The organism is Tannerella forsythia, assembly GCF_001006485.1.
GTDB lineage: Bacteria > Bacteroidota > Bacteroidia > Bacteroidales > Tannerellaceae > Tannerella > Tannerella forsythia.
In genome coordinates, this window is sequence record NZ_JUET01000035.1 from 32,177 (window position 1) to 52,993 (window position 20,817).

The following is a 20,817-nucleotide window of genomic DNA, read 5'->3' on the forward strand; positions in this document are numbered from 1 at the left end:
TCTCCCTATATCTTGGTCTGTTATGCTCCCCGCTCCTTGTATCCCGTACAAGTAACTGCTGCCATATCGGGATAAGCAATAAATTCCTTACCCATCCGACAGATTCCCAATCCTATTTTTTCTTGATTGAGGGTGAAATTCACGCAATGCATGCACTTGGGCATTCGTTCGTAATTGGGATCTACATCATCCGCATTGACACGCTTACCGGTACGCCGATCAATTCCTTTCGCTACATCAATAGGAATATAATTCAGACTGTTTTTATAAATTCTTTCTTCCATGATTTTTATTTTTTAATTACACCAATGAAAAAATTTGACGAATCGATTATAAAGATTCATATTCGGTTCTGGCAATCAATTCGTCCTGAACCTGTTTTCCGATTTCCACCCAATATTGTGTGAATCCGGCAACGCGCACCATCAAATCGCGGTAGTTTTCCGGATGAGCCTGAGCGTCTTTTAGTACCTTGGAGTCAACAATGTTATATTGTACGTGAAATCCTCCTTCTCGCATATAACTGCTTGACATGTCAATCAGTTTTTTCGCACCTTCCTGTCCTTGAATGGCCGAAGGATGAATTTTGATATTCAACTGCGAATTTTGTGACATGGAATGGTCCCAAATGGTAGCAGAGTTCATCAATGCGAACGGTCCGTTCTTATCCGTTCCCGGATAAGCCGACATGGAAGCATCGGCGAAAGTTGTCCCTTGCAAACGTCCGTCAGCGGAAGCCATGGTGGCTGAGCCCATCGCACCATGGGTAGATACGGAAATCTGACACGCGTACAACGGATGTCCGTACAGCGATTCGTGCTTCCGACAGTCGTTGCAGAACCAGTCTTCCCAGCCGAGCAGAATATTGTCGACGTAAGGAATATCATTTCCATACTTCGGCGCATTCAAGCAATCGAAGTGCATCCGATCGTACTTCGTGGAGTCACTCGCTTTTTCCTGTTCCATAAGAGAGAATTTACCGATTTCCTGAGCCGTCTTAAACCCGAAATTATGGATAAAGGCATCCCTCATTTCGTCCAGCGTATATTTTTTATCATCATATACGAGCTTCTTCAAAGCGGCCATGCTGTTAATAAAGGTGATATTGCCGGCACTCTCCACATTGAATGTGGCATTATACCGGTATCCCAGCTCATTAATCAGATGTCCCTTATCCAGACAGTCCGGTTTAAGCAGGGAGTTGACGATACTCATGTTATTCTTCCGCCAGATGTCATGTTGGATATTGTTACACAGGCAAAGAATATCGACGGTCTTTTGCCAGTATGCTTTATATTGTTCAACAAGTTCTTCGTATGTCTCGAGTTTTTTATCGTGTGCCGGATAAACCCGATTCCCCGTACGTTGATCGACTCCGTTGAATAATACAAGCTCCAGTACTTTAGGCTGAGAAATAAAGTGAACTCCTACGGACGTAGGCTGGCCGCATCCTCCCGGAATCCAATACTCTTTGTTATTCAAGTGAAGAGGCTTCCAGCAGCCCGGCGATGTTTCCAAACAGCCTCCGATCGCCCATGCGCGAGCTTCCTCGACGGTCATGCCTTCTGCTCCATACTGACTTAAAATAAACTTTTCTGCAATTTGGTTGTTCATAAATGCCGGATATCCGCTTCCGATTTTAATCACATCTGCAGCTAAGGCAAGGAAATCTTTCGGCGTCGTCTCATCATAGAGTAGCGCCAGGGTGGACTGAGGCATCGCATTCGTACCTCCCGCTTTCAGAATCAGATATTCAAGGCGGTTAACCGCCGTCTTTCCTTTGCGGTTGACTCCTCCGATGGAAAGGGTATTAAATGTATTTCCGGAAAGTACGCCTCCGACCACACCTACAGAGGCAAAACAGTCGATTGCCGTCTTGATTACGCGGTCTTGTTCGCATAATTCCAATACCTGATCTTCCGTGATTCTGCCGGCTTCAATATCCTGTTCGAACCAGGGATAAAGTACCTGACCGATTCTGCCGGGAGAAAGTCCGGATATGGCATCTTCATTCAATACTGCGAAATGCAAGGTCTCGATCATCTGAAAAGCTTCAATAAATGTTCTTGGTTGATACTTTTCGATCCAGAATAATCTTTCGGCAATGTCTTCATATTCTTTCTTTTGTGCCGGATCTTTTTCGCGTTCAGCCAGCCATGTCGCATGCTTTCCATAGTTATGAATCCATGCTTGAATTCCTTCGATCGCTAAGATAATCGCCTGATAGTTATACAAACGATTCATGCCTACCATGCCGTCTCCGTCAGCACGACCGGCTACTTCTTCGATCTTTTCGCGAGCTATCTCCTTAATTCCCTCGAAACCATACTCCAGCGGATAGTAATAATTGATGACTTCACGCCCCTGAGGTAGCGTGAAACCGGAGTCGAACATACAAACCACCGAACGCATGATGGCTTCTTTCACGTCGTAATCGGGAACCATCTTTTCGTATTTGTTCCCCAGATCATCGACGGATTTTCCTTCCCACATCCTGGCAAGTTCCAGCAACATCGGAACTTCTTCCTGGCGCATCCCGAATTTTCCGGCAATCGAGATGACTTTACCGAAACTCTTCGTGACGTTCCCTCCGCCTTGACCAAATGTAGAGTGTTCATCCACACTGGCCGATCCTCTCTTCAAGGCTTCCTGATAGAATTTAGATTCGTTCGCCATGTAAAATCCTTCGGATAACCACGGCATTGGAAAAGAAGCGCGCATAAAAGCGCCTTTACGCATGGTCAACAATTCTCCCGGGAAAATAACCGGTGTCAGATGTGAGAAAGCGCATTTCAGTGCTTTTGCCCGTCGGATAACCGGTATTTCATTGTCGCCCTGAAAATACTCCCGGGTGTACCAGTAAGGAAATTCATTGTTCGTTGATGACAACGAGTCCATGTAAATTCCTTTTAATTTCGCTATTCTGGGATGAGGCTCCCACTTAATTTCTCTGTCAACCAGATGGTCCGGAGCTTTTCCACCTGACTGAAACTCTAACTCCTGGCCTGATTCGACCAGCATTTCTTTGAAACTCTTAGCCATAATAATTAGATTTTAATGAATAAATTAGTACACAACAATGTTGTAACGTCAATTTTAGATAAAGAAATAAGTCAAATATACTTCATTCAAAAATGATTATTAGAAATACACCGCAAAAAGCAGTATGGCCACCCATGAATATTCAATTCTTAAAAACCTGTTAAGAAAAAAGTCAAATTGTATGACTATTTCAAAGAATTGGTATTCCGATCGCAAAATAATCGAAAATAAATCGCAAAAGCAAATATTGAGCGTGTAATTATGATATATTATAGATGGTATACATAATTTATAAAATAACAGGGTGGTCGTTTTATGTGTTTGCGTAATAGTCCCCGCTTTCTTCTTTATCTGTCAGATGAACGGCATGGGTAGGGATACGCAAACCATCCTTCAGGTCGAGCATGGCGTTAATCAAGATCAGTTCGTCGTACTCTTTGAGGGATGTGATATGAACCGGAACTTCTTTGATGTAGCCGGTCTTTAACAGAAGTAGCCGTTGGGTGCCGTTCAAAAGATATGTTTTCGGGGTGATGTATTCATTTTCTCTTCTGAGTACGATATTGGAAAAGGAACTGTCGGTGAGGAAACCGTCTTTTAAAAAGATGACCTCATCGAAGCCTTTGTGCTTCCACTCCTCATATTCCAGAGTTTTTCTGTCGGCGTATTTGAAAGCGTAATCGAGCTTGTCGGCATGGACGGCAATCAGGGAGGATATCTTTCTGGGGGTATAAACCTCGAAAGTAATATCGCGGATAAGACGGTCGTAAAGCAGTCTGCACTTTACCAGACCTGATTTCAGTGAAGTCGGTATGATGCGTGTAAGGTTAGGGAAATCGGGTAGAGGGAATCCGAAGTGTGCGGCTGTTTCTTGCATTCGTGTCAGATGGCCGTCCCGGTTGATCACACGACCGTCTCGGATAGCGATTGTTTCAATAAATTCCATCGTATTCGTTTTGTGGGGTTGCGTTGTTTAAAACGGTAGATATACTTTTTTCACCACTTCGTCGTACTCGTCTTTCAAGCTGCTGTTGACTGTTATTCCTCCTCCACTGCGGTACACATACGGCGAACTCTCCAGGTCGATAAAACGGATAAGCACGGCAGAGTCAAAACTTTTGCCATCGAAATAGCCGGATACGCCGGTGTAAAACCCACGAGGAGCTGCCTCGGCTTTCCGAATCAGCTTGAGAGTTGCTTCTTTGGGTGCACCGGAGATGGAGCCGGCAGGCAAGAGCGTTCGAATGATCTCTCCCAAACGATTTTTCCAATCGCTCGGCAGGTCTCCTTTTATCTCGGAGCTGACTTCGAGGATAGGACCATTCGACGTTTCTATACGGTCGATATAGCGGAATCGTTCTACCCGCACCAGAGAGGCTACCATCGAGAGATCGTTCCGTATCAGGTCAACAATGGTATAATGTTCGGAAAGTTCTTTGTAATCACTTAATATTTTTGTCTCCGCGTCGGGGATATGTGCGTCGATCGTACCTTTCATCGGGTTGGATGAGATGACGCTTTTTTCTATTTTCACAAACCGCTCGGGAGAAAAGCAGACAAAAGTGCCGGGAACATATACCTTATATAATGTATCGGAGCGATGAAAAATTTCCTCGGGAGATAGATCGGTCTCGATGGGCGTTTGGACTGTCAGATTAGTCAGAAAGGAATCGCCCCGAAGTAAACCTTCACGTATGATGGAGAAGCGGTGAGCGTATTCAGCTTGCGTTTCGGGATATTTATTAAACCGATAGCTGGAGGAGGTTGTTGCTCTCGGTCGGCAGTTGGAGAAGCCGTGAAAATCGAAGAGTACTTCCTGCTGTTCGAATGGGTTGGGGATAAAGAACCCCCGGCACAGCTCAAAGTCCAGCCCGAAAACAAATGGGCTTCCTTCAGCCCCTGCCTGATTCATCATCCGAATGACTTCTTCCGCTTCTTTTTTCATGTTGCAAAAATATCGAAAAAACTTGGACTTGTAGACGTTTTAGTTTTACTTTTGCACAGTGGAAGCGATAGAACCGAAACATCTGTTGATTGTCGACAATCACGATTCGTTTGTGTATAATCTTGTGCAAATGGTCGAAGAAAACGGGCATTGCATGTACGATATTGTCCGGAACGATTGCATTATTCCGGAGTATATCACCGGCTATAAGGGTATCCTGCTTTCGCCAGGTCCGGGACTTCCCGGAGAGGCCGGTAAACTCTGTCGGCTGATTGAGGAAACATACAGGCATACGCCGATACTCGGTATTTGTCTCGGACATCAGGCCATTGCCGAAGTGTTCGGTGCGCGGCTGACAAGGCTTACTCAACCGCTTCACGGGCATAGGTCACCTCTCTTTATTACCGACCCAGAGGAGGTGCTGTTCCGAGATGTCGAGGATGGAAGTCCGATCGGACACTACCATTCCTGGATCATTGATCGGGAGAGTTGTCCCGAAGAATTGCTGACGACAGCCGTAGATGACAAGGGTTTGATCATGGCTATCCGTCACCGCTGTTATCCTGTTCGAGGCCTTCAGTTTCATCCCGAATCGATCATGACCGTAGCAGGAATAAAAATGATCGAAAACTGGATAACATCTTTATAATACACTTATTCTATGACAAATATATTGATTTCAGGATTAGGAGGCGTGGGTGGTTATTATGGTGCCAAATTAGCTTTGGCATATGCTGATAGCAAAGATGTTTCCATTTTCGACAAACCTACACGGGTGGTTATCGAGACCGAGGCCGGGATGTTTCTTGTGCTTCTGAGAGAGGCTATTGCTGTAGCTCAAGCGAATGGTATTGATGTCTCGGAGGAGATATGTCGGCAGGTACTCGACCGTTTCTGGAAAAATGACTTGACGACGACGACCTCGATGCACCGCGATTTTATGGCGGGGGGGGAAGACGGAACTCGAGAGTCTTTGCGGATACCTCGTTAGAGAGGGTGCCCGACTGGGCATTCCGGTGCCGACATATCGCATGGTTTATCAGGTGCTTCTTTTGAAATAACTGTATGGTTAACAGGTGATAATTTTTTTTTAAGTTCAGATACTTTCCGGTTTTGTCAGAGGACTAACAACAGGCCGAGTCCGACGGATACTCCGGTGGCAATCAGTCCAGGCATCATAAACGAATGGTTCAGGATGTATTTGCCGATATGCGTCGTGCCGGTGCGATCGAAATTGATGGCTGCCACCACTGTCGGATAATTGGGGATAAGGAAGTAACCGTTGACGGCCGGAAACAATGCGATCAGCATCCACGGCGATAAGCCCAGTGCGATACCGAGCGGGAGCATGGTGCGAACGGTGGCCGCCTGACTGAATAGCAGAACGGACATCATAAACAATGCCAGCCCGAACAGCCACGGCATTGTCGTCACATATTGTTCGATGCCGCCTTTCAGTGCAGCCATATTGCCCGAAATAAACGTGTCGCCCATCCATGCGATACCAAATATGGCAATAACGGCTTGCATACCGGCCGAAAAGACAGACCCTTGCACGGCCCGGATACCGTTGGTGCGGGTGCCGATAAGCATCAGGGCGGCTGCCGAAAGCATCAGAATCTCAATGATATGGGACATCTGCATCGGGACTGTTCCTTCGTTGGTATGAAATACGGGACGCAGTGCTTCCGACGAACCGAAGATGACGATGCCGACGGTGGCGACCAGGAACAGAACGACTGAAAGTAAGGCTCCACGAGGATTCTCCACCTCGCGTGTATGACGATGCTTGCTTTCGAAAGCGCCTTCGGCAAGTCGCCGTCGGTATTCCGGATCGTCCGCAAGTTCTTTCCCGATCTTCATCGAATAGAGTGCGCCGAGCAGTACCCCTGCCATGGTGCAAGGTATGGCGATTTTCATGATGTCGATCAAGGTGATATCATATCCTGCCAGCATACTCAGCAGAACAACTGTTGCCGCTGAGATGGGGCTGGCTGTGATGGCTTGCTGTGAGGCGATAACGGCAATGCTAAGCGGACGCTCCGGACGAACTTTAGTCTCTGTGGCCACTTCGGCAATCACCGGCAGTATGGAATAGGCGACGTGGCCTGTTCCTGCAAGAAGTGTGAACAGGTAGGTCACAAGAGGACTTAGCAGCGTGATATGTTGCGGATGACGTCGCAGCAGACGTTCCGCCCATTTCACCATCATATCTAACCCGCCCGCCGCCTGCATGCAGCTTGCAGCCGCAATGACTGCAGCAATCATCAGCATCACGTCGATAGGGGGGGAGGTAGGACGAAGCCCGAATCCAAACGTGAGTACTGCCAATCCGAGACCGCCGGCAACTCCGAGGCCGATCCCTCCTTTGCGCGCTCCTATGACAATTGCCGCCAATACAATAAGTAACTGGAAAATCATAGTTTGCTTTTTCTATTCGAAAGTGCAAATGTACATGATATTTTGTTTGTGCGTACGTCTGTTGAATGGGTATTTTCTATGCCTCCGGTCCGAGATGGCTATTCTTCCTTTAGGGGTGGTAAGAAACGGTCTGTTCGACTCAATCGGTGTCCTAACAAGAGAGAGCGTTTTCTTGGAAATGTGTATAATATTCACGAAATCTTGATATTCGTAGAATTTTTAACTTTATGATCTAACATTTCTTGATAAAAAGTTTGTGGAAATTAAAATTTGTCTTATCTTTGCACCCGTCAAAAGACAAGGTGCCATAGCTCAGTTGGTAGAGCAAAGGACTGAAAATCCTTGTGTCCCCGGTTCGATTCCTGGTGGCACCACTTTGAAGAAAAGCAAAATGGTGTAGACTCCTGATTTCTAAACGAAGTCGGGAGTTTTTGTTTTCTTCGTTTACGCAAAATTAGGGGTAATCAAGAAAAAGCTTAGGTACTTTGGAGAGTAAATTAAAGACAATTCGTTCGAACAAGAAAAAGCAGGCAGTAAAGAGTATTTTTCTTACTGCCTGTTGTTTGTTACGAGCTTACTGCATTGCCAGCAGTTTGCAATACATCCCACCTATTGCCTCGAGTTCAGCATGCGTACCCTTTTCCGAGAGCAGTCCCTTGTCCATCACGATAATCTGATGGGCATTGCGGATGGTTTGCAGGTGATGGGCAATGACTAAGACCGTGCGGTTTCGGATAAGGGCGGACATCGCCTGCTGTATTTTGTACTCATTGACGGGATCGACATTGCTTGTTATCTCGTCCAACAGGAGGATGGGAGCGTCTTTGAGAAAGGCACGGGCAATAGAGAGGCGTTGTTTCTGTCCGCCAGACAGTCCCAAGCCATTCTCTCCGATTTTTGTTTCATAGCCATTTGGCAGACTGACTATGAAGTCGTGTATCATAGCTTGACGTGCAGCTTCCTCAACTTCTTCCTGTGTGGCATTGCGATTACCCACCTTGATATTGTTTGCGATGGTGTCGGAAAAGAGGATAACATTCTGCATCACTACGCTGATTTTGCCGAGCAGATAATCGTAGTCCATCTCCCGAATGCCCACACCGCCGATACGGATACAGCCTGCCTGCGGTTCCCAAAAGCGGAGCAGCAAATTGGTGATAGTGGTCTTGCCGGAGCCTGACGAACCGACAAGTGCCGTTACCGTCCGTTCGGGGACGCTGAACGTGAGGTCGCTCATCTCAAAGCCCTCTTTTTCGTAGCGGAAACCTACGTTTTCAAACGAGAGGTCAAAGCGGTCAACTGTTTTAGGTTGTTCGGGATTAGTGATAACGGGAGTGTCCAATAGACGGGAAATGCGTCCGTAGCTGTCCTTTACCTTGATGTAGTTCAGCCAATGGCTTTCCATATTGACAAAAGGCTTGTAGAACTCCTTCGAAACGATGACGAACATCAGGTAAGTGAAAAGGGAAAGTTCGCCGCGCCAAGCCCACCAAAGACCGATTGTTGCCATCAGTGCGAAAGCCAGCTCAATGAGAAAGACATATCTGCCCACACTCACAGCCGCCTGCCGTGAGGTCTTCTTGCAGCTTTCCCCGAAGTCACTCACGGAACGATCAAGCCTGTCACGGAACATTCCTTTTCCTCCGAAGACCTTCAGTACAGGTATGCCCTTAACGTATTCCACGAAAAGACTGACCATATCCGCCAGACCGTCTTGTGCCTCCTGTTGCGCTTTCATTCCCGAACGGATGCCCCGATACAAGGAGAAGAGGGCAACAGGAAGGATGGCAATCATCGCCAACCCCATGTGCCAGTCCACACAGAACAGCCCGATGCCGAGTATCAGTGCCACGATGAAATCGGCGGACATTCGCGTCCAAAGATGCCCCACAACCATTTCCATATTATCCACGTCTTTGTGAATGACGGTACTTATCTCGCCCAGCCGTTCATTGGTGTAGAAACCGAGCGAGAACATTTTCAGTTTCAATATGATTTTCTCACGAATACGTTCCACGAGGTCGAAGCCGGCAAAGTGCTTGCTCATATCGGCTATGGCATTGGATATGGTTTTCAAAACCAGCAGACCACCGAGTATCCACGCTACCGAAATGAGTGAAACGCTTTCGCCCGATATATAGCGGTCGATAAGGAACAGGACGGTGAGCATAATCGCTGTGCCACAGAGGGCATAAACTACGAAAAACAGGGCGGAGATAATTAGATGCCGCACTCCGCGAGCGGTCAATTCATTCAGTATATTGCGTATCATTCTTATTCCTCCTCTTCTTTTAATTGCCATTTACTTACCCGTTCCTGTGTTTCCGTCATATTGCGATATAGTGGGCAGTTGTCCATCAATTCTCCGTGCGTTCCCGTCGCCACGACCTGCCCCTTGTCCATCACGACAATACGTTCCATATCCTGAATAGTGTTGAGACGGTGGGCGATGGTAATAACGGTTTTGTTGCGCTGTAATTCGTCCAAAGCCTCTTGAATGAGTTTCTCGTTCTCCCCGTCTAATGCGGCGGTAGCTTCGTCGAGAATGACAATCGGCGAGTCTTTGAGCAGCATCCGAGCAATGGAAATGCGCTGCTTCTCTCCGCCCGAGAATTTTACGCCCGCTTCACCCGCCAGTGTACCGTAACCATTGGGGAGTCCCACGATAAAGTCGTGTATGCGAGCCTTTCGCGCCGCCGTTTCCACCTCCTCTTGCGTGGCGGAGGGTTTGCCGATACGAATATTGTCCCGAATACTCGTGTTGAAAAGGAATACCTCCTGTTGCACCATAGAAAAGAAATCGGCAATGTTACGTTCGGAGAGTTCCGCAAGATTTTCTCCACCCAGTCGAACGGTTCCCGACTGCGGTTGCCAGAAACCCATCATCAGGCTTGCCAATGTGCTTTTGCCTGACCCCGATTCGCCCACAATAGCCGTATGGCTGCCCTTGGGAAATTGCAGATTGACATCATGCAACGCACTGTCTTTCTTATTCGGGTAGGCAAATGTCACGTGTGCGAAACTGACATCGGTCTGCATGGCATCCGTATTTCTGTCTGCCGTATCCTTTGCAGGTACTTCGGTAATCGACTGAACCCTCGCCAACGACTGCCCATAAACAATCCTGAAATGTTGGAACGTAGCCAGTTTGGCAAAGGAAGACGAGAACAGTCCGCCCAATATCAGGGCGAGAATAAAACGTGCCACGGTCAGTTCGCCCGAACTCATCAGCCATAGACCGACAAGCGTCATCATCACAATACCGCCCTCTAAAAACATCGTGATGAGCGTCATCGGCATGGTAACGCTGAACATACTCCGCTTCACCCAGCGGATATAGTCGTGCATACCACCGAGAACTCGCTCTGTTCGGGTCTCCTCGTGGCTGAATGCCTTGACGACCGGTATTGTAGCCACATATTCCAAAAGGTCTTCCGACATTTTTTGCGTACTTTCCATAAAGTGACGAAAGCTCTTGCCCCAAAGCGTTTTGACTGCCATCTGCAAGAGAAATGCCAACGGTAGCAGCGATACGAGTGACAGTCCCAGCCGCCAGTCCAATACCATGACAATTCCCCAGAGTAAGGTTGGGAAAAGCGTTGCCGAGAGGATTTCGGGCAGTCCGTGCGCCAAATAAATCTCGATTTGCTCCACGTCATGATTGATAATGTTCACCAAATCACCCACTTTCCGTTCTTGAAAGAAACCGAGAGGTAACCGTCCGAGATGGCTCACGATGCGCATTCTTAACTGTGTGAGAGCGTTGTAAGCCGAACGATGCGCCCTCCAAATCGAAGTTCCGTAGAAGATGCCATGAAACAAGGCAAACAGTACCATTGCTACCCCGATGCTCCCGACCATGGTAGTAGTAAGCGTGCTATCTATCAGCCTGTCCACCGCCCACACCACAAGTAGTAGGGGCAGCGTACCGAAGACAAGATGCAGTATGACCACAGCATTGGAGAGCAGGCTGCGGCTCTCCCGTTCCTCATCGAGAGGCTTGATTTTTTGTTTATCCATATATCTGTCGTTTTGATTTTCTGAGGAGCAAAAGTACGGAGACATACATGGGTAAAATACCCCGAATGAATACAATACTGCCCGAAAACGACATATTGAAAGCAGAATGACTCAATAGGGGTATAGGTGTGGATGATTGGGGTATTTCTTACAGGGTGACCATCTTAAATTTGCAGAAAAAATCAAAGATGAATAGATTGCATGAAAATTTCAACGTTTAATCATATTAAAAGAGGTGTAAGTTTGATGCTTGTTTTGGGGATATTGCCACTATATCTTCATGCACAGACAAACACTGTCGAATTAAAAGTAGTCGATGCAGAAAATAGAAGTATAGTTGAATCTGCGACAGTCCAATGGAAACCTGTAGGTGTAGCCAAATTCAAAGATGGAGCTTTGACGAACCGGCATGGTGTGGTTCATATATCAATGAAAGAAAAAAAAGCGTATGTAGTTTTGGTTCGATACGTTGGATATGAAACGGTTACAGACACGTTGAAATACCCAACAAATAAACATATGATACACCTTCGCCCAAATGCACAGCAATTGGACGGAGTTGTTGTCACAGGTAAATCAAGGGCTCAAGTTATGCGAGAATCGCCTGAAGCTATTACCGTTATCAGTGGAAAAGAATTACAAGGACGTTCTGTTTCGTTAGAGTCCGCATTAAATAAAACAATCGGCTTGAAAGTAGGACAAAGTGGTGGTTTAGGAAGTAATTCAAGAATTATTGTTCATGGCTTGGAGGGCAATCGTATTCAAATTCTATGGGATGGTATTCCGATGAATACTTCGGACGGAGTCTTTTCTCTTGATGAGATTCTAATAGACATTATTGAACGGATAGAAATATATAAGAGTATTATTCCTGCTCGCTTTGGATGCGATGGTTTAGGAGGGGCTGTTAATATCGTTACGAAAGAGTTTAGTACGGACTATTTGGATGCTTCATACGAACTTGGCTCTTATCAAACGCACAAAGGAAGTGTCTTTTCACGGAAGAATTTCCCTAAGAGCGGTATTCTGCTCGGTGCGGGAGGTTATTATACGTCTGCAAAGAATGATTACCCTTTCAGAGTTCCCGAAAGAGAGAATCTGTTGGTGAAGCGAGATCACGACCGTTTTCGTTCGTATATGCTGAAAGGGAAAATAGCTTTCACAAAACTTTGGTTCGACGAAATTAGTACCGAGTTCGGGTATTACAATCGTTTTAACGAGATACAAGGGGTATTGAAGAATATCCAGCACGCGGAGAACAAATCCGGGATGTTCATGCTCGAAAACAAATTGATAAAAAGTGGAATGCTGAACAATCGCCTCAACTTCGAATCGCATTTCTCCCTCTCGCATACGACGAACAATTTTGTGGATACTGCACGGGTAAATCATGACTTCGAAGGGAATGTTTATCCCGCTCCCAACGGTCAAGGAGAGACGGGAAGTGTTCCTCATGCTTCAGACGATAAGTTTTTTGAACTCAATGAACGTATCAATTTCGATTACAGAATTTCGTCCAATCACAATCTCAACCTCAATGTCTTGCTCAATTACGCACATGAAAAACCGAAGGATGACCTTGCCAGCAAACATGCAGGATTTGAAGTGGCTGGCTTTCCAAGAAAGAAAACAAGTGTTGTGTCTGGGCTTACTTATGAAGCAAAACTATTCAATAGTAAACTAACTAACATGTTATCTGCAAAACATTATTATTTGCATTCGAAAATAGACGATTTGACTTCATATGAAATTTCAACACCTCCAAAACAAAAAGAGAACACAGCTTTGCAGTTCGGCTGGATTGAGGCGATGAAATACGAACCTTTCAACGGATTTCATCTAAAAGCATCTTACCAACGGGCAATACGCCTTCCCAATTCAAAAGAGTTATTCGGGGATGGTATTATTACATTCCCTGCTGCGGGATTGAAACCTGAAAAAAGCCACAACTTTAACTTGGGATTCCTGATAGATAAAAACGAGGTTTTTGGGATGTCAAGACTTCAATTCGAAGTAAACGGTTTTTATATGCAAGTTAGCGATATGATAAAACTCATACATCAGCACATGGCAGCAGGATACGTCAATGCAGAAAAAGTCCGTATTAAAGGCTTTGAAACGGAATTGAAAGCAGATATTACTCCATCAGTATACGCTTATGCCAACTTTACCTATCAGGACGTACGTGACGTGCTTGACTATTTGCCTCATAGCACTACTCCGAATCCAACAAAGGGGATGCGTGTGCCAAACATTCCCTATTTATTTGCCAATTTCGGAGCAGAGTATCACAGTGATAACTTGTTGAAAAATTGGCATGTCAAAGCTTTTTGGGATGGAAAATTCACTGAAGAATTCTTCTATTTCTGGGAACTGACTGAACAACAGAAGCGTCGTATTCCTCGTAGTTTCACCAATGACATCGGTGTTTTAATGACCTATAAGAATAGATATTCCATTGCCTTGGAATGTCATAATATCGCAGACAAAGAAGTGTGGGATCAGTTCCGGCGTCCATTGGCAGGACGCACCTTTCACATCAAATTTAGATATGTATTTTCAAAAGGAATTTTTTAACTCAATAAATAATAAAGTCAATGAAAACAACAACATTTCAGCACATAGCTTTGTGGGCTATGTTTATCGGAGCATTCGGTTTAACATCATGCGATAAGAATGATGAGCCAACCCCAAAACCTGAAGAAACGAAACAGCATTTTGTTTGTTTCAACACGGTCGATCAGAAAATCGATTACTTAGGTACATTTGCAGACCTTACTCAAAAGGCAGTGGACAACAAAAAAGCTTTTGAATTTGCTTTCGGTGCCTACCCTTTTGCACAAGGAAATACGGTGCTTGTCGCTGATGGAAACGGAGGTGATAAAGTTCATAAATTCACACGTGATGCTAATGGTTATCTCATGAGGGGAGAATCCGTGACTTTCGGACAGGGGTCAGCTCCCGGAGAAATCACCTTTTCTAATGATGGGAAAGCTTATGTCGTACTCAGCCAACGTGGTAAAATCAGCATTCTCGACATCCAAACGATGAAGCAAACGGCAGAAATCGATCTCTCTGAGTATGCTTATAAAGATAATAATCCAGATCCAGGCTGTGCAGTTCTCTCCAAATCAAAGGATAAACTCTATGTGGCACTTCAACAGAAGCAAACGCGATATACTGCCTATCCGGGCATTGGAGCGGAAGTAGCCATCATCAATTTGAAAACCAATCAAGTAGAGAAAGTTATAAAAGACGACCGTGTTGGATTTGTTGGTTTGTTCCGACACACGATTGCTTTCACTGACGAATTGGGAGATATATATTTCTACAGCCTCGGCATGGAAGGCAATAATCCTTTGAAGGATGGTTTTGTACGTATCAAGAATGGAACAGATGAATGGGATAAGGATTACCACTTCCAACTTTCAAAAACCCCTGCAACAGGTATTGACAAACCACACAGTTGGATACTCTATTATCACTATGCAGGTAATGGGATTGTGTACGCATGTGTTAATATCCCTTCTCTTACAACGCACGACGACCCTATGCAATCATCTATTCTTGACTTTAATTATCAACCTGTCAAAATTGATGTACGGAATAAAACCATTGAGAAAATCAATCTTCCTCTAACTACAAGTATGGGATGCTTTACTTATGGTAAATGGAAAGATGAAATAGTTTTTGGCATGACTTGCAAGGAAGGAACAGGTTACTATACTTATAATCCAACAACAGGCGCATGCTCACCTAAACCTGTGGTTACGACTGTTGGTGTACCGTCAAGTTTACTCGTATTCGAATAATGAACAAAAGAGGGAGATTGTTGCTTAGTGGTTCTATCTCCCTCTTTGTTTTATCTTTATATTATCAGTACGGGTAAAAATCAGTAATTTCTCCATCTTTTATCCTGATTGATCATTATCTTTGCAAAAAAAACATATGACAATAGAATTTTGTGCGATCAATAAACCTGAAGATTGGATTGAGATGGTTGCTGAACAATTCGGCACATCGGTAACGGATAACGGTTTTACCGTTCCATCTTCGGTGGGCAGCGGTTTTTTCAAACAATACTACCCGTTGCCGTGGCTCACATTGACCTACATTAGTTTCCTATCATACGAATCGATGACAATGGTGCGTCGCTCCGTGGAAAACTCGAAATGGATTCCTGTGATGTTCTATATCAACGAGCATAAACACGAGCAGATTATCGGTACAAGCACGAAGACGGTCGGGGTGGATACACTCGATGGTATCTTTATGCCTTCAAGTAATATCCCCACGGAGTGGACTTTCGCACCCAAACGACAGTATGAAAATATCACATTGACTTTTAACAAGGATTGGATAGAGCAAATGGATACGGCTTGCGAAACCTATATCGGTCGGTTGTTCCAATCGGACAAGTCTTTTTATCTCTTCGAGACTATCACACCTGCGATGCAACGAGTATTGTATGGCATCAAGGCGATAGCCAAAAGCGATGCACCTTTCTCTCCCCTCCATCTGCACGGAAAGGCAATAGAACTGCTGACGATATTCCTTGAAAAACTCGAAAAGCGTTCGGAAGTAAAATCTCTTTCCAACTTAAATTTGAACGATGTGGAGGCTGTCTTCCGTGTCCGTCGTCAGATTTTACAAAGCTTGAGCAACGTACCGAGCATTCCCGAGTTGGCACGTGAAGCTGCCATGAGCAGTTCCAAACTACAAAAATGCTTCAAGCAAGTTATCGGCAAGGCGATTGCCGAGTATGCCCTATCCGAAAAGATGGAATGGGCAAAACGTTTGCTTTCCACCCGTCTTTACTCTGTATCCGAAGTAGGCTATAGAATCGGATATGCCAATCTCAGCCATTTTACAGAGGCTTTTCGCAAATATCACAGAATAAAACCCAAGCAATATCTCGATTCCCTGTGAGTTTAATGTAATAGGGATATTGCTTGCCATTTAATGGTTATTTTACCCTAAACAGTCTTCCAAACTTTGCCTGCAAAAAGGTTCATCCGACATTTCGCGTGCTACGGCAATCATGCAATGCGTATAGTCTCGAAAAAGTCTCATGCCACAAAATATTGATTGGACCACTGAAAATCGACCGTGCCGCCCCCGATTTTTATGGCATACGGTCGTTGTTATTTACAGAAAAGCACTATCTTTGTACCTTAATTTTATTCATAAGGAATGACTCTTTCTGCTTTGACAGCTATATCTCCGATAGATGGACGCTATCGGAACAAGGTAGAAGCGCTGGCTGCCTATTTTTCGGAGTTTGCGCTGATTCGGTATCGTGTACGCGTAGAAATCGAATACCTCTGTTTGTTGGCGGAGATTCTGCCACCTGTACAAGCTTTGAATAAGGACCATGTCAAAACGGCCTTGCGGAGGATTTATCTTGATTTCTCGTACGACGATGCGCGACGGGTGAAAGAAATTGAGCAGACGACAAACCATGATGTGAAAGCCGTCGAATATTTTATCAAAGAACAATTCGATACGCTCTCGTTACAGGCATATAAAGAATTTATTCATTTCGGACTGACTTCACAGGATATAAATAATACCGCCGTTCCTCTTTCGTTGAAAGAGGCGTTGACGGCGGTCTATTTCCCCGGTATCGAAGCAGTGATCGCCAAGCTGAAAAACTATGCTGAAGCATGGAAAGACATTCCGATGCTCGCGAAAACGCACGGACAACCCGCTTCTCCTACCCGTCTGGGGAAAGAGATTCAAGTGTTTGTCTATCGGTTGGAGCAGCAATTGACGCTGCTCAAGGCCGTACCCATCTCGGCCAAGTTCGGCGGAGCAACGGGTAACTTCAACGCGCATCATGTGGCTTATCCGCAGTATGATTGGCAGAAATTCGGACATCGGTTTGTAGAAGAAACACTCGGACTGAAACGTGAAGCATGGACGACCCAAATATCGAACTACGACAATCTGGCAGCACTTTGCGACGGCTTGCGACGCATTGATACGATCCTGATCGATCTTTGTCGAGACATGTGGCAGTACATCTCGATGGAATATTTCAGGCAGAAGATCCAAGAGGGTGAGGTCGGCTCGTCGGCGATGCCGCACAAGGTCAATCCGATCGATTTCGAAAATGCCGAAGGAAATCTCGGCATGGCCGATGCCATACTTACACATCTGAGTATGAAGCTGCCGATCTCCCGGCAACAGAGAGACTTGACAGACTCGACCGTATTGCGTAACATCGGCGTGCCGCTGGCTCATATCGAGATCGCACTCAAGAGCTTGATGAAAGGACTCGGCAAATTGCTGCTGAACGAACCGGCCATATCGCGCGAGCTGGATACGCAGTGGGCCGTCGTGGCCGAAGCCCTTCAAACCCTTCTGCGCCGTGAGGGGTACCCCCGACCGTATGAAGCACTGAAAGCATTGACACGCACCAACGAAACGATCACCGCCTCATCGATTGCACAGTTTATCGACTCGCTCGATCTGAGCGAGTCCGTAAAACAAGAGTTGAGAGCTGTGACTCCACATAATTATACAGGAATATAAAACAGAAACAAAAAACAGAATAACCATTAAAAAACAGTCGGGAGACTGTACAAATACGTTTAACAATCAATTATTACTATTTAGTATGGATTTAGAAGAAAAAGACGGACGCCAACCTCGTCCAGAAAGTGAAAACCCGGAAAATCAAAATCAACGGGACAGCGTTTCGCGTAACGAAAAGGAAGAACGGAGGCCTGCTTACCGCGCTACGAGAGATGGCGGAGGCTATCAGATGGAGGGAGCAAACCGCCCGGTCGCCAAACGCCGTCCGCGTATCAGAGACAGTCGTATGGCTGATTATAACCGACCTTCGTACGGTAGCCCTTTCACGGAAAGAACTTCTTATCGGCAGGCCGACCTTTATTCGCAGGAAGAAGAACGGCCGCTTCACAGCGCCGATACGGAGGGGAACGAACGCCATCCTTATATGCCGTCCTATTCGCAGTCGCCCGAAGGCCGGCCACATCGTCCCTATGTGCCGAATACAGGGAATGAAGGCGGGCATTTCCGTGCACCGAAAAATAACGAACGGCGTCCCGGAGTACCCGGAAGCAACAACCGACCGGGAGGCAAGCCGAAGAAACAAACGAAGAAAGGTGCACGCCCGAACATGAAGTTCAACTTCCAGAAACAGGTGAAATATGAAGAAGAACTGACCGATCCGAACGAACCGATCCGTTTGAACAAATTTCTGGCCAATGCCGGTGTATGTTCACGCCGCGAAGCAGATGCATTTATCCAGGCCGGCGTCGTAAAAGTAAACGGCGAAGCAGTGAAAGAACTCGGCACAAAGATTACACGGAAAGACCAGGTCATGTTCCACGACCAGCCGGTACGCATCGAAAGTAAAATCTACCTTTTACTCAACAAGCCGAAAAACTGCATGACCACCGTCGATGACCCGCAAAATCGCCGAACGGTCATGGACCTTGTCAAAAATGCCTGCCATGAACGTATCTACCCCGTCGGCCGTCTGGATCGTAACACGACCGGTGTACTGCTGTTGACGAACGACGGCAATCTGGCTTCGAAACTGACGCACCCGTCGTTCAAGAAGAAGAAAATCTACCACGTGTGGTTAGATAAGGAAGTGGCCGTAGAAGACATGGAAAAGCTGGCCACCGGATTAGAGCTGGAAGACGGTGAAATCCATGCCGATGCGATCAGCTACGCCAGCGAGACCGACAGAAAACAGGTCGGGGTCGAGATTCACTCGGGACGAAACCGTATCGTTCGTCGTATGTTCGAGGCACTCGGCTATCACGTGACCAAACTTGACCGCGTGTATTTTGCCGGGCTGACGAAGAAGAATCTGGGCCGCGGCAAATGGCGCTATCTGAACGAACAGGAAGTAAATGCTCTGCGTATGGGAGCATTTGAATAAGTATTACAGGAGGTAACTAACAATGAAACGAACAAAGATTACAGACTTATTAAAAAGCGATGCGTGCGGCGCAGACGTAGATGTCTGCGGCTGGGTACGTACGCGAAGAGGCAGTAAGCAGGTGACTTTTATCGCACTGAATGACGGCACGACGATCCATAACCTGCAAGTGGTTGCAGACATCGAGAAGCTGGGTGAAGAAAACCTGAAGCAGGTCACGACCGGATCATGTATCCGTGTCAGCGGAAAACTCGTGCCGTCGCAGGGACAAGGACAGCATGTCGAGGTGCAGGCCGATCGAATCGAACTGCTCGGCGCTGCCGACCCGAACTCATACCCGTTGCAGAAGAAAGGACATTCACTCGAATTCCTGCGGGAGATCGCTCACTTGCGTCCCCGCACCAACACCTTCGGCGCCGTATTCCGCATCCGCCACCACATGGCCATGGCCATTCACACGTTCTTCCATCAGAAAGGCTTCTTCTACTTCCATACGCCTATTATCACGGCCTCCGACGCCGAGGGCGCAGGGCAAATGTTTCAGGTTACGACACAAGACCTGAAGCAGGTAAAAAAGGACGAAGACGGGTCTGTCAATTACGACGACGATTTCTTCGGCAAGCAGGCGAGCTTAACGGTTTCCGGACAGTTGGAAGGTGAATTAGCGGCCATGGGATTAGGAGCCATCTACACGTTCGGGCCTACGTTCCGTGCTGAAAATTCGAACACTCCGCGCCACTTGGCCGAGTTCTGGATGATTGAGCCGGAAGTGGCTTTTAACGAAATTGAAGAGAACATGAACCTTGCGGAAGAGTTTATCAAATATTGTGTGCAATGGGCTTTAGACCATTGCCGCGACGATATTCAATTCCTCAACGATATGTTCGACAAGGGACTTATCAACCGTCTGGAAAGCGTGTTGACAGACGATTTCGTACGTCTGGCCTATACGGAAGGAATACGCATCCTCGAAGAAGCTGTGGCCAAAGGACATCAATTTGAATTCCCTGTGTATTGGGGAGCCGATCTGGCCTCGGAGCATGAACGCTATCTCGTGGAAGAACATTTCAAACGCCCCGTAATTCTGACCGATTACCCGAAAGAGATCAAGGCGTTCTATATGAAACAGAACGACGACGGAAAGACCGTACGGGCCATGGATGTACTGTTCCCGAAGATCGGTGAAATCATCGGCGGCTCGGAGCGTGAAGCAGACTATGACAAACTGCTCCAACGTATCAAAGAACTCCGCATCCCGATGAAGGATATGTGGTGGTATCTCGACACCCGTAAATTCGGTACCTGTCCTCATGCAGGATTCGGACTGGGCTTCGAGCGGTTATTGCTGTTTGTCACCGGAATGTCTAACATTCGCGACGTGATGCCGTTCCCACGCACCCCCAAAAACGCAGAGTTTTAAAAAATCCCCCTTATTTTTATTCGTGCTCTTCCGAACACAGAAAAAAAT

The 20,817-nt window shown here is 46.3% G+C and carries 16 protein-coding genes and 1 tRNA gene; 10 read left to right on the top strand and 7 right to left on the bottom strand.

Annotation, left to right across the window (positions count from 1 at the left end; translation table 11 throughout):
* Window positions 1–20: 20 nt before the first annotated feature.
* The 4 genes from hpdC to Tanf_RS01675 form a co-directional block, all read right to left on the bottom strand.
* The gene (gene hpdC, locus Tanf_RS01660) at window positions 21–284 is read right to left on the bottom strand and encodes a 4-hydroxyphenylacetate decarboxylase small subunit (protein ID WP_014223609.1); all 264 of its coding nucleotides are present in this window, start codon (window positions 282–284) and stop codon (window positions 21–23) included.
* Window positions 285–330: 46 nt separating this feature from the next.
* Window positions 331–3,042, bottom strand: coding sequence for a 4-hydroxyphenylacetate decarboxylase large subunit (gene hpdB / locus Tanf_RS01665; protein WP_046824671.1), 2,712 nt, complete (start codon window positions 3,040–3,042; stop codon window positions 331–333).
* A 313-nt stretch (window positions 3,043–3,355) separates the two neighbouring features.
* Complete coding sequence (locus Tanf_RS01670) at window positions 3,356–3,988, bottom strand: aminotransferase class IV (protein WP_046824672.1); 633 nt, start codon at window positions 3,986–3,988, stop codon at window positions 3,356–3,358.
* A 27-nt stretch (window positions 3,989–4,015) separates the two neighbouring features.
* A complete protein-coding gene (locus tag Tanf_RS01675; RefSeq protein WP_046824673.1) occupies window positions 4,016–4,987 on the bottom strand; it encodes an aminodeoxychorismate synthase component I in 972 nt (323 codons plus the stop codon).
* Window positions 4,988–5,045: 58 nt separating this feature from the next.
* On the opposite strand from Tanf_RS01675, the gene Tanf_RS01680 reads away from it, so the two are divergent.
* From Tanf_RS01680 to Tanf_RS15720, 3 genes are read left to right on the top strand one after another with little or no spacing between them, the layout of a single operon-like run.
* Entirely contained in the window at window positions 5,046–5,636 is a 591-nt protein-coding gene (locus Tanf_RS01680) for an anthranilate synthase component II (protein WP_014223604.1), read from the top strand.
* Window positions 5,637–5,648: 12 nt separating this feature from the next.
* Entirely contained in the window at window positions 5,649–5,978 is a 330-nt protein-coding gene (locus Tanf_RS15715) for a ketopantoate reductase family protein (RefSeq protein ID WP_046824674.1), read from the top strand.
* Window positions 5,923–6,048: a ketopantoate reductase family protein gene (locus Tanf_RS15720; RefSeq protein ID WP_080948525.1), complete on the top strand. Its 126-nt coding sequence runs from the start codon at window positions 5,923–5,925 to the stop codon at window positions 6,046–6,048. Before Tanf_RS15715 ends, Tanf_RS15720 begins: the two co-directional genes overlap by 56 nt.
* Before the next feature lie 55 nt (window positions 6,049–6,103).
* On the opposite strand, the gene Tanf_RS01690 is transcribed toward Tanf_RS15720, so the two are convergent.
* Window positions 6,104–7,408, bottom strand: coding sequence for an anaerobic C4-dicarboxylate transporter family protein (locus Tanf_RS01690; RefSeq protein ID WP_046824675.1), 1,305 nt, complete (start codon window positions 7,406–7,408; stop codon window positions 6,104–6,106).
* Between the two features lie 301 nt (window positions 7,409–7,709).
* On the opposite strand from Tanf_RS01690, the gene Tanf_RS01695 reads away from it, so the two are divergent.
* Window positions 7,710–7,782: transfer RNA gene (locus Tanf_RS01695), tRNA-Phe, on the top strand.
* Between the two features lie 200 nt (window positions 7,783–7,982).
* Here the strand turns inward: Tanf_RS01695 and Tanf_RS01700 are convergent.
* Together Tanf_RS01700 and Tanf_RS01705 are read right to left on the bottom strand one after the other, a co-directional pair.
* Window positions 7,983–9,680: an ABC transporter ATP-binding protein gene (locus tag Tanf_RS01700; RefSeq protein WP_046824676.1), complete on the bottom strand. Its 1,698-nt coding sequence runs from the start codon at window positions 9,678–9,680 to the stop codon at window positions 7,983–7,985.
* Between the two features lie 2 nt (window positions 9,681–9,682).
* Window positions 9,683–11,428, bottom strand: coding sequence for an ABC transporter ATP-binding protein (locus Tanf_RS01705; RefSeq protein WP_046824677.1), 1,746 nt, complete (start codon window positions 11,426–11,428; stop codon window positions 9,683–9,685).
* A gap of 246 nt (window positions 11,429–11,674) precedes the next feature.
* On the opposite strand from Tanf_RS01705, the gene Tanf_RS01710 reads away from it, so the two are divergent.
* The 6 genes from Tanf_RS01710 (at window position 11,675) to asnS (ending at window position 20,769) form a co-directional block, all read left to right on the top strand.
* Window positions 11,675–14,005 (top strand): TonB-dependent receptor, encoded by a 2,331-nt coding sequence (locus tag Tanf_RS01710; protein WP_371706628.1) that lies wholly within the window; start codon window positions 11,675–11,677, stop codon window positions 14,003–14,005.
* A 20-nt stretch (window positions 14,006–14,025) separates the two neighbouring features.
* On the top strand, window positions 14,026–15,240 hold the full coding sequence (locus Tanf_RS01715) for a YncE family protein (protein WP_014223598.1): 1,215 nt from the start codon (window positions 14,026–14,028) through the stop codon (window positions 15,238–15,240).
* Between the two features lie 136 nt (window positions 15,241–15,376).
* Window positions 15,377–16,357 carry a helix-turn-helix domain-containing protein gene (locus Tanf_RS01720; protein WP_046824679.1) on the top strand — a complete coding sequence of 327 codons (981 nt, stop codon included), beginning with the start codon at window positions 15,377–15,379 and terminating at the stop codon, window positions 16,355–16,357.
* 264 nt (window positions 16,358–16,621) lie between these two features.
* Complete coding sequence (purB, locus tag Tanf_RS01725; RefSeq protein WP_046824680.1) at window positions 16,622–17,965, top strand: adenylosuccinate lyase; 1,344 nt, start codon at window positions 16,622–16,624, stop codon at window positions 17,963–17,965.
* An 85-nt stretch (window positions 17,966–18,050) separates the two neighbouring features.
* Window positions 18,051–19,349 carry a pseudouridine synthase gene (locus tag Tanf_RS14050; RefSeq protein WP_014223595.1) on the top strand — a complete coding sequence of 433 codons (1,299 nt, stop codon included), beginning with the start codon at window positions 18,051–18,053 and terminating at the stop codon, window positions 19,347–19,349.
* 22 nt (window positions 19,350–19,371) lie between these two features.
* On the top strand, window positions 19,372–20,769 hold the full coding sequence (gene asnS, locus Tanf_RS01735; protein WP_046824681.1) for an asparagine--tRNA ligase: 1,398 nt from the start codon (window positions 19,372–19,374) through the stop codon (window positions 20,767–20,769).
* Window positions 20,770–20,817 lie beyond the last annotated feature (48 nt).

Excerpts from the sequence above, each read along its gene's own strand:
- hpdC (WP_014223609.1), bottom strand. The coding sequence starts at position 284 with ATGGAAGAAAGAATTTATAAAAACAGTCTGAATTATATTCCTATTGAT.
- hpdB (WP_046824671.1), bottom strand. The coding sequence starts at position 3,042 with ATGGCTAAGAGTTTCAAAGAAATGCTGGTCGAATCAGGCCAGGAGTTA.
- Tanf_RS01670 (WP_046824672.1), bottom strand. The coding sequence starts at position 3,988 with ATGGAATTTATTGAAACAATCGCTATCCGAGACGGTCGTGTGATCAAC.
- Tanf_RS01675 (WP_046824673.1), bottom strand. The coding sequence starts at position 4,987 with ATGAAAAAAGAAGCGGAAGAAGTCATTCGGATGATGAATCAGGCAGGG.
- Tanf_RS15715 (WP_046824674.1), top strand. The coding sequence starts at position 5,649 with ATGACAAATATATTGATTTCAGGATTAGGAGGCGTGGGTGGTTATTAT.
- Tanf_RS01690 (WP_046824675.1), bottom strand. The coding sequence starts at position 7,408 with ATGATTTTCCAGTTACTTATTGTATTGGCGGCAATTGTCATAGGAGCG.
- Tanf_RS01700 (WP_046824676.1), bottom strand. The coding sequence starts at position 9,680 with ATGATACGCAATATACTGAATGAATTGACCGCTCGCGGAGTGCGGCAT.
- Tanf_RS01705 (WP_046824677.1), bottom strand. The coding sequence starts at position 11,428 with ATGGATAAACAAAAAATCAAGCCTCTCGATGAGGAACGGGAGAGCCGC.
- Tanf_RS01710 (WP_371706628.1), top strand. The coding sequence starts at position 11,675 with ATGCTTGTTTTGGGGATATTGCCACTATATCTTCATGCACAGACAAAC.
- Tanf_RS01715 (WP_014223598.1), top strand. The coding sequence starts at position 14,026 with ATGAAAACAACAACATTTCAGCACATAGCTTTGTGGGCTATGTTTATC.
- Tanf_RS01720 (WP_046824679.1), top strand. The coding sequence starts at position 15,377 with ATGACAATAGAATTTTGTGCGATCAATAAACCTGAAGATTGGATTGAG.
- purB (WP_046824680.1), top strand. The coding sequence starts at position 16,622 with ATGACTCTTTCTGCTTTGACAGCTATATCTCCGATAGATGGACGCTAT.
- Tanf_RS14050 (WP_014223595.1), top strand. The coding sequence starts at position 18,051 with ATGGATTTAGAAGAAAAAGACGGACGCCAACCTCGTCCAGAAAGTGAA.
- asnS (WP_046824681.1), top strand. The coding sequence starts at position 19,372 with ATGAAACGAACAAAGATTACAGACTTATTAAAAAGCGATGCGTGCGGC.